Below are 12,630 nucleotides of genomic sequence, written 5' to 3'. Positions count from 1 at the left end.
TGCACTGCGGGAGCGAGCGGTGAGCGGAACGTCCGAAGGGCCGACGCCCGCGGCAGACCTCGACCGGTCCGCCGTCACAGAGAGTGACAAGACCTACCGGAAGTCGTACCAGAAGACAGACGAGAAGACAGAGCCGACGACATACGAACACGCCTTCGCGGCCGCCACGCAGCCCATGGCCATGGTCGACCGCGAAGGGCTGGTCACCGCCGCCAACGAGGCGTTCGCCACCCTGATCGGCGCCGATCAGGCCGGGCTGCCCGGGCGGATCGCCGCGGACCTGGTGGACCTGGCCTCCGACGCCCGCACCTGGCACGCCTACCGCGAGGTACTGCGCGGCCGGCAGGCCAAGCTGCGCTGCACCCGCCGGCTCAAGCATCCCGACGGGCACTCGGTCTGGGTCCAGGTCACCATCGCACCGCTGGCCAGGACCACGCCGGGTGTGCTGATCTCGGTCTCCGACATCAGCGACCGCCGCGAACTCCAGGCCCGGCTACGGCACTTGCAGATGCACGACCCGGTGACCCGGCTGCCCAACCGGACGCTGTTCTTCGAGCGGCTGTCGGCGGCGCTGGAGGCGGAGTCGTACGAGCAGAGCGGCACCGGCCGGATCGGCCTGTGCTACCTGGACCTGGACGGCTTCAAGGCGGTCAACGACACCCTCGGCCACCGGGTCGGCGACCGCCTGCTGGCCGCCGTCGCCGAGCGGCTGACCCGGGTCGCCGACGAGGCCGGCTTCGCGCGGGCCGGCGCCCCGCTGGTGGCCCGGCTCGGCGGCGACGAGTTCGCCCTCCTGGTCGAGGACTCGACGGGCACGGAGCAGCTGGCCGATCTGGCCGAGTCGGCACTGGCGGCCCTCCAGGCGCCCTTCGACCTGGCCGGCCAGCGGCTGTCGCTGTCCGCGTCGATCGGGGTGGTCGAGCGGCACGCCGCCGGCACCACCGCGACCGGTCTGATGCAGGCCGCCGACACGACGCTCTACTGGGCGAAGGCCGACGGCAAGTCCCGCTGGACGCTCTTCGACCCGGAGCGCAACGCCCACCTGGTGACCCGGCAGGCGCTCTCCTCCACCCTCCGCCCGGCCATCGAACGCGGCGAGTTCGTGCTCGAGTACCAGCCGCTGGTGGGCATGGGGGACGGCCGGCTCAACGGGGTCGAGGCCCTGGTCCGCTGGCACCATCCGGAGTTCGGCACACTAACGCCGAATCGGTTCATCGGATTGGCGGAGGAGGACGGCTCGATCGTCCCGCTCGGCCGCTGGGCCCTGACCACCGCCTGCCGCCAGGCCCGCCGCTGGCAGCTGGACCACCCCGGCGAGCCCCCGATCTTCGTCAGCGTCAACGTCGCGGTCCGCCAGGTGTGGGACTCGGACCTGGTCGCGGACGTCGCCGAAACCCTCGCCGAGACCGGGCTGGCCCCGCACCTCCTCCAGCTGGAGCTGACGGAGTCGGCGGTCATGGGCTCGGCGGGCCGCCCGCTCCAGGCCCTCCAGGCCCTCAGCGACATGGGCGTCCGCATCGCCATCGACGACTTCGGCACCGGCTACTCGAACCTCGCCTACCTCAGCCGGCTCCCCGTCTCGGTCCTCAAGCTGGACGGTTCCTTCGTCCGGGGCTTCCAGTACGACGACCCGGGCGACCGCCCGAACCCGGCCGACGAGGTCGTCGTCGAGGCGATGATCCAGCTGGCCCACCGCCTGGGCCTCACCGTGACCGCCGAATGCGTCGAGACCTCGGCGCAGGCCTCCCGCCTGCGCCACATCGGCTGCGACACCGGCCAGGGGTGGCTCTACTCCCGGCCGGTGACGGCGGATCGTATCTCCGAGCTGCTGGACACCAGGACCTACGCGGACACCCCGGTCGGCAAACCGTAGGCGTCGGCGACCAGTTCGTAGGAGCGCAGCCGCAGCTCGCCGCGGTGGGCGTGGGTGGTGAGCATCAGCTCGTCCGCGCCGGTGCGCTTCTGCAGGTCGTCGAGGCCGGCGCGGACCTCGTCGGCGGTGCCGTGCACGATGTTGGCGGTCCAGGAGTGCACGAACTCCTCCTCCATCGGGGAGAACTCGTGCTTCTCGACGTCGTCGGGGTCGGGGAAGAGACCCGGCCGCCCGGTGCGCAGCCGCAGCATGTTCACCGCGCCGGCCCGCACCTGGCGCTGCGCCTCACGCTCCTCGTCCACGGCGAGGACGGAGACGCCGATGAGGGCGTAGGGCTCGTCGAGCACGGCGGACGGGCTGAAGGACTCGCGGTACAGGTCGAGGGCCGGGACGGTGTTCTGCGCGGAGAAGTGGTGCGCGAAGGCGAACGGCAGCCCGAGCATGCCGGCGAGCCGGGCGCTGAACCCGGAGGAGCCGAGCAGCCAGATCGGCGGCCGGTGCGGCGACTGCACGCCGCCGGCGGTGGTGCTCTGGACGGGCCCCGGGATGGCATGGATCCGCCGGTACGGATGCCCGTCCGGGAAGTCGTCGTCGAGGAACCGGGTCAGCTCGGCGAGCTGCTGCGGGAAGTCGTCGGCGCCCTCGTTGAGGGTCTGGGTACGGCGCAGCGCGGCGGCGGTGGCCCCGTCGGTCCCCGGCGCCCGCCCGAGCCCCAGGTCGATCCGCCCCGGCGCCAGCGCCTCCAGCGTCCCGAACTGCTCCGCGATCACGAGCGGGGCGTGGTTGGGCAGCATGACGCCGCCGGACCCGAGCCGGATCCTTTCCGTGTGGGCGGCGAGGTGGGCGAGGATCACGGCGGGCGAGGAGGAGGCCACGCCGGGCATCGAGTGGTGCTCGGCGACCCAGTACCGGTGGAACCCGCGGGCCTCGGTGAGCCGCGCGAGCGAGGCGCTGGTGCGCAGGGCATCGGTGGCGGTACTGCCGGTGCCGACGGTCACCAGGTCCAGTACGGAGAGGGGGACGGGGGCGGTCCCGTGCGTGATGCCCCGGATCTCGTCTGCCGACACGGTGAGAGCCTCCTGATGTAACGGGCGTGAGCTGTCCTGGGCGGCGATAACAGGAGGAGGTCTCCGTTTATTCCTGCGCTTGATCTCGTCACATCACTGCGGCTGAGTGGGGGCCGGTCGCGCAGTTCCCCGCGCCCCTTGGCCGACCGCGCCACCCGGCACCGAAAGGCGCCGGCAGGCTTGTCCACCACCCTTGAGCCGACCGAGCCTCCCCGTCCCCGCTCCTCGCGTTTCGACCAACCGAGCCGGGTGGCGGGTGGGCGGAAGGTCCGGCCCTACGACCGACCGCGCCCCGCCCTCCTCGCGTGGCAAGCGACCGAGCCGGGTGGCTGGTGGCGGGTGGCTGGTGGCGGGTGGCTGGTGGCGGGTGGCGGGTGGGCGGAGGATCCGGCCCTACGACCGACCGCGCCCCGCCCTCCTCGCGTGGCAAGCGACCGAGTCGGGTGGTGGGTGGCGGGTGGGCGGAGGATCCGGCCCCTCTACAACCGGCCGAGCCCCGCCCTCCTCCCGTGGCAAGCGACCGCGCCGGGTGGCTGGTGGCGGGTGGGCGGAGGATCCGGCCCTACGACCGACCGCGCCCCGCCCTCCTCCCGTGGCAAGCGACCGAGTCGGGTGGTGGGTGGGCGAGGGTTTTCGGGGGTCCAGGGGGCGGAGCCCCCTGGTACGGCGGCTGCGTCAGGCCTGGACGATTGGTTCGCGGGTGAACAGGGTGCCGAGGGACGGGGCGTTCACCCGGCGGTCGGCCAGGCGGAGGCCCTCCCAGACGGTCACCTGGTTCGCCGTGAGCACCGGCTTGGAGAGGGCCTTCTCCAGGAGGGCCACGTGGGCCGCCGTGTGCAGTGCCGTGTCCGGCAGCAGCACCGCCTCGGCCTCTTCGGCGTCGGCCGCCCGCGCCAGGGTCAGGACCTCCTCCTCCCCCCACGTCCCCACCTCCGCCGCGGTCACGATCCCCGAGGACCGCACGCCGGTCACCTCCAGGCCCCCGGCCCGCAGGAAGTCGGCGAAGAGGGAGGCGACGTCCTCGGGGTAGGTCGCGCCGACCGCCACCCGCCGTACCCCGAGCTCCCGTGCCGCGTGCACGAACGCGAAGGACGTGGACGACGCCGGCAGCCCGGCCGCCCGGGCGAGCGCGCGCACCTGCTGCTGGGCGCCCTCCCAGCCGTACACGAAGCTGCCGCTGGTGCACGCCCACACCACCGCGTCCGCGCCCGCGAGCCGCAGCTCCGCCACCCCGGCGGCCAGCCGTTCCTCCGCCCCCATCTCGCGCAACGCGTCCACCCGGTGCGCGTCCTCGCCGATGTCGGTGTGGACGACGTCCACCCGGATGTCGCTGCCGAGGAGCTGCTCGATACGCGGGTAGTCGTCCTCCGCGGAGTGCCCCGGATAGAGGAGTCCGAGCGCTGTCATGTCCACCCTTCCTGCTGTTCTTCCGGCAGTACGGGCCACTGACCGGACGACGCCGATTCGTCGAGATGACGGATCAGTGCCTGATAAGGGCCCACCGCTCGGGTACCCAGCCTGCGCAGCGCCGCCCACATCGTGACCTGGTTGGCCGACAGGACGGGTATCCGCAGCTCGGCCTCCAGCTGGGGGATGACGTCGTAGGTGGGGAGGTTGGTGCAGGAGATGAACAGGGCGTCGGCGGCCCCGGGCCGTACCGCCTGCCGGGCCATGGCCACCACGTCCCGGTACGGGACCTGCCAGATGTGCCGGGTCAGCCCCATGAACGCGCAGCCGGCGACCTGTACGCCCGCCTCCGCCACGTACTCCTCGAGGACCCGGGTCACCGAGACGGTGTACGGCGTGACCAGCGCCAGCCGTCGTACGCCCAGCTCGGTCAGGGCGGCGAGGAGCGCCCCGGAGGTGGTGAGGGAGGGCACCGCGCCGGAGCGGGTCATCGCCTCGCACATCGCGCGCTCGCCCGCGATGCCGCCGACGAAGCTGCCGGAGGTGCAGGCGTAGGCGACGACCTCGGGCGCGACCGCGGTGAGCGCCCGTACCGCCTCGCCGAGGGTCTCGTGCTCGCTGACCAGCCGGGCGAGGTCCAGGCTCACCTCGACCGGCACGAACGGTGTCCTGGTCAGGTGCAGGGAGACGTCGTCCGGCACCCAGCGCCACAGCTCGCGGTCGAGCGCGAAGTCGAAGGGCGCCACGATGCCGACACCGCGCTGGGGACGAGGTCCGCCCAGAAAGGAGACGTCCATGGGGGCCACCGGCCTCATGTGGGAGATCAAGGGGCAACGGTCGACGGATACGCCCGTGTTGACGAAGGTAGGTTCGGGTGCCAGCGTGGTCAATCCGCGCATCCGAGACGTTCCGTCCGCCCACGTCAGACGCTGGCGGACACCGGGAGACCGCCCCGAATGACACCGCCCGTGCCCACTCTGCTGGTCCTCGACGCCGACCCGCCCCCGCGGCTGGGCCGGCTCACCGGCCGTGCCCGGATCGTGCGCACGGACGCGGCCGGCCTGCCGGCCCTGCTGCCGGAGGCCGACGTCCTCCTCGTCTGGGACTTCGCCTCGCACGCCGTCCGCGAGGCCTGGCCGGGCGAGGGGCCGCGGCCGCGCTGGGTGCACACGGCGAGCGCGGGCGTCGATCATCTGATGTGCCCGGAGCTGGCCGCGTCCGACACGGTCGTCACCAACGCGCGCGGGGTCTTCGACGCGCCCATCGCCGAGTACGTGGCCGCGCTGGTGCTGGCCATCGCCAAGGACCTGCCGCGGACCCTCGATCTCCAGCGGGAGCGGACCTGGCGGCACCGCGAGGCGCGCCGGGTGGGTGGCACGCGTGCGTGCGTGGTCGGCACCGGCCCGATCGGCCGGGCGATCGTCCGCAGCCTCAAGGCGCTCGGCATCACCACGGCCCTCGTCGGCCGCGTCCCGCGCACCGGCATCCACGGTCCCGACGACCTGGACCGGCTGATGTCCCGCGCGGACTGGGTGATCTCGGCCGCCCCGCTGACCGAGCAGACGTACGGCATGTTCGACGCGCACCGCTTCGGCGTGATGCAGCCGTCGGCCTGCTTCATCAACGTCGGCCGGGGCCAGCTGGTCGACGAGGAGGCCCTGGTCCGGGCGCTGACCCGGCGCTGGATCGCCGCCGCGGCCCTGGACGTCTTCGCGACCGAGCCGCTGCCCGCCGACAGCCCGTTGTGGACCGTGCCGGGGCTGCTCGTCTCCCCGCACATGAGCGGGGACACGGTCGGCTGGCGGGACGAACTGGGCACCCAGTTCCTGGAGTTGTACGACCGGTGGGCGGCGGGCAGATCTCTGCTGAACGTAGTGGACAAGAAGCGCGGATACGTGCCAGGTCACTGACGCCAGGAGGCCCCATGCAGTTCACCGACCTCACCGCCCGACAGCTCCTCGACGGTTACCGCAAGGGCGAGTTCGGCCCGGTGGAGGCGGTGCGGGCGGTCCTGGAGCGGGCGGCGCGGATCCAGCCGGAGGTCAACGCCTTCGTCCGGCTCACCGAGGAGGACGCCCTGGCACAGGCGCGGGCGGCGCAGGAGCGGTGGCGGCGGGGCGAGCCGAAGGGCCTGCTCGACGGGGTCCCGGTGACGGTCAAGGACATCCTCCTGATGCGCGGCCACCCGACCCTGCGCGGTTCGAGGACGATCGCGGCGGCGGGGAGCTGGGAGGAGGACGCGCCGTCCGTGGCCCGGCTCCGCGAGCACGGCGCGGTGTTCGTCGGGAAGACGACCACCCCCGAGTTCGGCTGGAAGGGCGTGACCGACTCCCCGCTCTCCGGGATCACCGGCAACCCGTACGACCCCTCCCGCACCGCGGGCGGTTCGAGCGGCGGCAGCGCGGCGGCGGTGGCGCTGGGCGCGGGCCCGCTCTCCCTCGGCACGGACGGCGGCGGCAGCGTGCGCATCCCGGCCGCGTTCTGCGGGATCTTCGGCCTGAAACCGACGTACGGCCGGGTCCCCCTGTACCCGGCGAGCGCCTTCGGCACGCTGTCCCACGTGGGCCCGATGACCCGGGACGCGGCCGACGCGGCGTTGATGCTGGACGTGATCGGGACCCCGGACGCCCGCGACTGGTCCGCCCTCGGCCCGGCGCCGGGCTCCTTCGTGGCGGGGCTGGACGGGGGCGTGCGCGGCCTCCGGGTGGCGTTCTCGCCGACGCTCGGCGGTCAGGTGGCGGTCCGTCCGGCGGTCGCGGCGGCGGTACGGCGGGCGGTGGCGGGGCTGGCCGAACTGGGGGCGTACGTCGAGGAGACCGACCCGGACTTCAGCGACCCGGTGGAAGCCTTCCACACGCTGTGGTTCGCCGGTGCCGCACGGGTGACGCAGCGTCTCTCCCCCGAGCAGCGGACGTCGCTCGACCCGGGGCTGCGGGAGATCTGCGGGACCGGCGCCCGCCTGTCGGCGCTGGCCTACCTCGCCGCGGTGGACGTCCGGATGGACCTGGGCCGCCGGATGGGCCTCTTCCACGAGTCGTACGACGTCCTCGTCACCCCCACCCTGCCCATCACCGCGTTCGAGGCGGGGCTGGAGGTGCCGAAGGGCTCGGGCCACCACCGCTGGACAGGCTGGACCCCCTTCACCTACCCGTTCAACCTGACCCAGCAGCCGGCGGCGACGGTCCCGGTCGGGACGGACGCCGACGGCCTGCCGGTGGGCCTGCAGATCGTGGCCGCCCGCCACCGCGACGACCTGGTCCTGCGGACGTCCCACGCCCTGTACGAGGCGGGGGTGGCTTCGGCACCGCCGGGCAGCACCGTCGCGGCTTAGCGCCGTGGCGGCGGAATGGAAAAACCGGCACCCCGCGCGAGAAAAGCAAGCAGCGCCCCGGCCGGCACGAGTCCGGCACCGCCGAACAACGCCACCGCCGGGCAGCACCGTCGCGGCTCAGCGCCGTGGCGGCGGAATGGAAAAACCGGCACCCCGCGCCAGAAGAGCAAGCAGCGCCCCGGCCGGCACGAGTCCGGCACCGCCGAACAACGCCACCGCCGGACAGCACCGTCGCGGCTCAGCGCCGTGGCGGCGGAACAGCGGCCAAGTCAAGTCCGGCTTCACGTGGCCCGGAACGCCAGCCGCTCCTCCGCCGCGCCGTTGCGCCACAGGTCGTTGCAGGCCTCGGCCAGCTCCGGCAGCCCCTCCACCACCTGCCCCCACACGATCCCGGGCACCCACCCCACATCCCCGTTGAGCAGCAGGTTGTTGCGTTCGTAGAAGAGCGCCAGGTCGACGACCGTGGTGCCGGCCCGCACCTCGCGGTCGTAGCCGTAGGCCTTGGTGGCCAACTCCGTGCCGGCGAACGAGAAGTAGCAGAGGTCGCCGGGGATGGGCGTGACCGTCGGGTTCTCCAGGGGCGGCTCCGTCGGTGCGAACGGCGGGAAAAGGGCGTAGATCTCGTTGCGGGCGTACTTCGCGTGGTAGACGTCGCCGGACAGCGGCAGGGCGTCCCAGACGGCGGCGCAGGTGACGGGTGCGCGGTCGTCCAGGAGCTGGGCTTTGGCGGTGACACCGCGGCTGACCAGCGAGACTTCGATGAATCGTTCGGTCATGCCTTCCATGGTGCATAAGTCGGTTGGGGTCGGGTAGCCGCGCCGCCATGGCTCCACCACACGGGAACGATTCAGACACATCAAGGTACGAATCCAGACACAGTCGGCGGGCCGTGCTCGCGGGTGCCGGCGCGGTCGGCGCACTCGGCGCGCTGGGCGCCGCCGGTTGTACACGCGTGGCCACCGCGGCCGCCACCGACGGCGGTGACCTGCTGCAACGGCTGCGCGCCCAGGGTGTCGTACGGCTCGGCATCGCCGGTGAGATCCCCTTCGGGTACATCGACAAGGACGGGCACCTGACCGGTGAGGCTCCGGAGCTGGCGAAGGCGATCTTCAAGCGGCTCGGGGTGGACAAGGTCCAGCCGGTGCCGACCGAGTTCGGTTCGCTGATCCCCGGGCTGAACTCGCAGCAGTTCGACGTCGTGGCCGCCGGGATGTACGTCAATCCGGAGCGGTGCGCGCAGGTGATCTTCGCGGACCCGGACTACCAGATGCTCGACTCGTTCATCGTGCGGAAGGGGAATCCCCAGGGGCTGCACGACTACAAGGACGTCGTGGCGAAGAAGGCGAAGTTCGCCACCGGCACGGGCTATGCGGAGATCCAGTACGCGGTCGAGGCCGGGTACAAGGAGAGCGACATCCTGATCGTTCCCGACCAGGTCGCGGGCCTGAACGCCGTGGAGGCGGGGCGGGTGGACGTGTTCGCCGGTACGGCGCTCACCACCCGTGCGGTCGTCAAGAAGTCGGCGAAGGCGGAGGCGACCAAGGCCTTCGCACCGCTCGTGGACGGGAAGCCGCACGTGGACGGGGGCGCGTTCGCGTTCCGGTCGGCGGAGACGAAGCTGCGGGACGCCTTCAACGTGGAGCTGCGCAAGCTGAAGAAGAGCGGCGAACTGTTCCGGATCCTGCGGCCGTTCGGCTTCACCGAGGCCGAGATGACCGACCTGACGGCGAAGGAGCTGTGCGGGGGAGGGAAGAGCGGATGACCTCGGGACTGTGGGACCTCGTACTCAAGGGGGTCTGGACGACTGTTCAACTGCTGGTGCTCAGCGGGCTGTTGATGACGGCCGTGGCGCTGGTGGTGGGTGTGGCGCGGACGAACCGGCTCTGGTTCGCCCGGTTCCTCGCCGGTCTCTACACCGAGGTGTTCCGCGGTACCTCGGCGCTGGTGATGATCTTCTGGGTGTTCTTCGTGCTGCCGGTCGCCTTCGGCTGGCAGCTGGTGCCGATGTGGGCGGGGACGCTCGCGCTCGGCCTGACGTACGGCGCGTACGGCGCGGAGATCGTGCGCGGGGCGCTGGGCGCGGTCGACCCGGCGCAGAAGGACGGCGGGATAGCGCTGAGCTTCACCCCCTGGCAGCGGCTGCGGCTGATCCTGCTGCCGCAGGCGGTGCCGGAGATGATCCCCTCCTACTGCAACCTGCTCGTGGAGCTGCTCAAGGGCACCGCCCTGGTGTCCATCACCGGCATGGGCGACCTGGCGTTCAGCGGGAACCTGGTGCGGCTGGCGTTGCAGGAGAGCGCGCACATCTACACGTATCTGCTGGTCATCTACTTCGTGATCGCGTTCGTCATCACCCGGCTGATGCGCGGTCTGGAGAAGCGGCTGAAGGCCGGCATCGGCAAGGACCCGGGCAACGAACGTGAGGCGCGTGCGGTGAAGCGCAGGGAGACGACCGGGGTCGGTGGTGTCGCGTGACGTGGGACTGGAGTGCCGTACGCGAGTTCATGCCGCACTTCTGGGACGGCCTGTGGGTCACCCTGGAGGCGCTGGCGCTCGGTTCGCTGATCTCGTTCTCGCTGGGGCTGGTGTGGACGCTGCTGATGCGGACGCCCACGCGGTGGGTGCGCTGGCCGGTCGGGGTGGTGACGGAGTTCGTGCGCAACACCCCGCTGCTGGTGCAGTTGTTCTTCCTCTTCTACGTGCTGCCCGAGTGGGGGCTGACGTTCTCCGCGCTGACCACCGGGGTCTTCGCGATCGGCCTGCACTACTCGACGTACACCATGCAGGTCTACCGGGCAGGTATCGAGGCCGTCCCGGTCGGGCAGTGGGAGGCCGCGACGGCGCTCAGCCTGCCGGCGCGGCGGACCTGGCTCGCGGTCATCCTGCCGCAGGCGGTGCGCCGGGTGGTGCCGCCGCTCGGCAACTACGTGATCTCGATGCTCAAGGACACGCCGATCCTGATGTCGATCACCGTGCTGGAGATGCTCGGCCAGGCCCGGCTCTTCTCCCAGCAGCACTTCCAGTTCACCGAGCCGGTGACGGTGATCGGCGTCGCCTTCATCGTCATCTCCTACCTCGCCTCCCTTCTCCTGCGCACCCTGGAGCGTCGCCTTGTCCGTTGACACCAGCAAGCAGCCGAGCAGCACCGATACCGCGGCCTCCGAGCTGATCCGCCTGGAGGGGGTGACCAAGCGGTTCGGGGACAACACCGTCCTGGACGGGCTCGACCTCGCCGTGCAGGCGGGGCGGCACGTCACCCTGATCGGCCCTTCCGGCTCCGGCAAGACCACGATCCTGCGCATGCTGATGACCCTGACCAAGCCGGACGCGGGCACCATCACCGTCGACGGGCAGCGGCTCTTCCCGGCGTCCGAGAAGGAGGTGCGGGAGGTCCGCAAGCAGATCGGGATGGTGTTCCAGCAGTTCAACCTGTTCCCGAACATGAGCGTGCTGCGCAACATCACCGAGGCCCCGGTGACCGTGCTCGGCCTGCCCAAGGACGAGGCGGAGACACGCGCCCGGGAGCTGCTCGACCTGGTGGGCCTCGCCGACAAGTGCGACGCCAAGCCGACCCAGCTCTCCGGCGGCCAGCAGCAGCGCGTCGCGATCGCCCGGGCGCTGGCCATGCGCCCGAAGGTGCTGCTCCTCGACGAGGTGACCTCGGCGCTCGACCCGGAGCTGGTCGCGGGCGCCCTCGACCTGCTCAGGGACATCGCCCGCACCACCGACATCACCATGCTCTGCGTGACCCACGAGATGAACTTCGCCCGGGACATCTCCGACCAGGTCCTGATGTTCGACTCGGGCCGGATCATCGAGGCGGGCCCGCCGGAGCGGATCTTCAGCGAACCCGAGCACGAGCGGACCCGGGAGTTCCTCAGCGCGGTGCTGTAGATATTTCCACCGCCGGTGCCGTAAAACTTTCCCCGCACCGTGGCACGACTACGGGAAGTGAACGCTCGATCACCCGAGGTCCGGCGGCCGGGTCATTCCGGTGGCATATGCCAGAGGGTCTTCTCCGCAGTTGGGAGGGCCGGAATCTCGCCAACACCCCCTCCGTTTCCGGTGCTTGCCCGTTATCGTGGAGAGGATCCGCCGTCCGGATCGCGGCCCAAGCAGTGCAGCCGAAAGCAGTATCACCGAGCGAGCGCAGGGGGAGCACCGTGGCGCTGATGCACGAGCCGACCGCCCCGTACCACTCCGCCCAGGACGCCCTCCGCGTCCTGGAGACGGTGGCGGGGCACGCCACCGGCGTCACCGACACCGAACTGGCCCGCCGGACCGGCCTGGACCCCGAGCGGCTGACCGCGCTGCTGCGCATGCTGCGCCGCGAGGGCTACGTCGAGCAGGTGACCGACGGCGCGTACGTGACCGGCGAGACCCTGCGCCGGCTCGGCTCCACGCACGAGCGGGAGCAGGCCCTCGGCGAGCAGCTCCAGCAGACCCTCGACCGGCTGCGCGACTCGGTCGGCGCCGCCGTCTATCTCAGCCGGTACGTCGACGGCGAGGTGCGGATCGGCCAGTACGCGGCCGGCCCGACCACCCCCGCGGTCAACGAGTGGGTGGACTTCCGCTCCTCCGCGCACGCCACCGCGATCGGCAAGAGCCTGCTCACCCAGCTCGACCACAACGCCCGCCGCGACCACCTCTCCCGGCACAAGATGGCCCGCCTCACCTCGCGCACCATCACCAGCGACAAGCTGCTGCTCTCCCGCCTGGAGGCGCAGCCGCCGACGGTCCCCGTCCTGGACCTCCAGGAGTACGCCATCGGCACGGTCTGCGCGGCGGTCCCGATCACCGCCGGTTCGGCCGTGGGCTGCCTGGCGCTCTCCCTGCCGGTCGAGCACGCACACCGGCTCCGGCAGGCCGCCGACACCCTGAACCGCGGCGCGGCTCCACTGCTGCTGTCCCTCGCGATCTAGGCCGGTCCGGCGGCGGTCGGAAGCACCCCG

The 12,630-nt window shown here is 71.8% G+C and carries 12 protein-coding genes; 8 read left to right on the top strand and 4 right to left on the bottom strand.

Annotated elements, in window-relative coordinates; genetic code table 11:
• Window positions 1–19 precede the first annotated feature (19 nt).
• Window positions 20–1,873: a putative bifunctional diguanylate cyclase/phosphodiesterase gene (locus ACFY0P_RS15540; protein ID WP_388912117.1), complete on the top strand. Its 1,854-nt coding sequence runs from the start codon at window positions 20–22 to the stop codon at window positions 1,871–1,873.
• Here ACFY0P_RS15540 and ACFY0P_RS15535 read toward each other — a convergent pair.
• The 3 genes from ACFY0P_RS15535 to ACFY0P_RS15525 all read right to left on the bottom strand — a co-directional run bounded on the left by ACFY0P_RS15535 (window position 1,843) and on the right by ACFY0P_RS15525 (window position 5,144).
• Window positions 1,843–2,940, bottom strand: a complete 1,098-nt coding sequence (locus ACFY0P_RS15535; protein WP_388912114.1) for an LLM class flavin-dependent oxidoreductase — start codon at window positions 2,938–2,940, stop codon at window positions 1,843–1,845. The genes ACFY0P_RS15540 and ACFY0P_RS15535 overlap by 31 nt on opposite strands.
• Before the next feature lie 675 nt (window positions 2,941–3,615).
• Window positions 3,616–4,347 carry an aspartate/glutamate racemase family protein gene (locus ACFY0P_RS15530; RefSeq protein WP_388912111.1) on the bottom strand — a complete coding sequence of 244 codons (732 nt, stop codon included), beginning with the start codon at window positions 4,345–4,347 and terminating at the stop codon, window positions 3,616–3,618.
• On the bottom strand, window positions 4,344–5,144 hold the full coding sequence (locus ACFY0P_RS15525) for a decarboxylase (protein ID WP_388912108.1): 801 nt from the start codon (window positions 5,142–5,144) through the stop codon (window positions 4,344–4,346). Before ACFY0P_RS15525 ends, ACFY0P_RS15530 begins: the two co-directional genes overlap by 4 nt.
• A 159-nt stretch (window positions 5,145–5,303) precedes the next feature.
• On the opposite strand from ACFY0P_RS15525, the gene ACFY0P_RS15520 reads away from it, so the two are divergent.
• Window positions 5,304–6,257, top strand: coding sequence for a D-2-hydroxyacid dehydrogenase (locus ACFY0P_RS15520; protein WP_388912105.1), 954 nt, complete (start codon window positions 5,304–5,306; stop codon window positions 6,255–6,257).
• A 14-nt stretch (window positions 6,258–6,271) separates the two neighbouring features.
• Window positions 6,272–7,678 carry an amidase gene (locus ACFY0P_RS15515; protein WP_388912102.1) on the top strand — a complete coding sequence of 469 codons (1,407 nt, stop codon included), beginning with the start codon at window positions 6,272–6,274 and terminating at the stop codon, window positions 7,676–7,678.
• A 281-nt stretch (window positions 7,679–7,959) separates the two neighbouring features.
• Here the strand turns inward: ACFY0P_RS15515 and ACFY0P_RS15510 are convergent, their stop codons facing one another.
• Entirely contained in the window at window positions 7,960–8,454 is a 495-nt protein-coding gene (locus ACFY0P_RS15510; RefSeq protein WP_388912099.1) for a DUF3830 family protein, read from the bottom strand.
• Window positions 8,455–8,501: 47 nt separating this feature from the next.
• Between ACFY0P_RS15510 and ehuB the strand changes: the two genes are divergently transcribed.
• The 5 genes from ehuB (at window position 8,502) to ACFY0P_RS15485 (ending at window position 12,600) form a co-directional block, all read left to right on the top strand.
• Window positions 8,502–9,440, top strand: a complete 939-nt coding sequence (gene ehuB, locus ACFY0P_RS15505) for an ectoine/hydroxyectoine ABC transporter substrate-binding protein EhuB (RefSeq protein WP_388912096.1) — start codon at window positions 8,502–8,504, stop codon at window positions 9,438–9,440.
• Complete coding sequence (gene ehuC, locus ACFY0P_RS15500; RefSeq protein WP_388912093.1) at window positions 9,437–10,153, top strand: ectoine/hydroxyectoine ABC transporter permease subunit EhuC; 717 nt, start codon at window positions 9,437–9,439, stop codon at window positions 10,151–10,153. The genes ehuB and ehuC overlap by 4 nt, the downstream gene beginning before the upstream one ends.
• Window positions 10,150–10,800 carry an ectoine/hydroxyectoine ABC transporter permease subunit EhuD gene (gene ehuD / locus ACFY0P_RS15495; protein ID WP_388912090.1) on the top strand — a complete coding sequence of 217 codons (651 nt, stop codon included), beginning with the start codon at window positions 10,150–10,152 and terminating at the stop codon, window positions 10,798–10,800. Before ehuC ends, ehuD begins: the two co-directional genes overlap by 4 nt.
• Complete coding sequence (ehuA, locus tag ACFY0P_RS15490) at window positions 10,790–11,572, top strand: ectoine/hydroxyectoine ABC transporter ATP-binding protein EhuA (protein WP_388912087.1); 783 nt, start codon at window positions 10,790–10,792, stop codon at window positions 11,570–11,572. The genes ehuD and ehuA overlap by 11 nt, the downstream gene beginning before the upstream one ends.
• A gap of 269 nt (window positions 11,573–11,841) precedes the next feature.
• Window positions 11,842–12,600, top strand: coding sequence for an IclR family transcriptional regulator (locus tag ACFY0P_RS15485; RefSeq protein WP_388912084.1), 759 nt, complete (start codon window positions 11,842–11,844; stop codon window positions 12,598–12,600).
• The last annotated feature ends 30 nt before the right edge of the window (window positions 12,601–12,630 follow it).

The organism is Streptomyces sp. NPDC001714, assembly GCF_042892755.1.
In the GTDB taxonomy this organism is placed as follows: Bacteria; Actinomycetota; Actinomycetes; order Streptomycetales; family Streptomycetaceae; genus Streptomyces.
The sequence above is the reverse complement of the archived record's forward strand: the minus strand, read 5'-3'. Positions and strand labels throughout refer to the sequence as shown.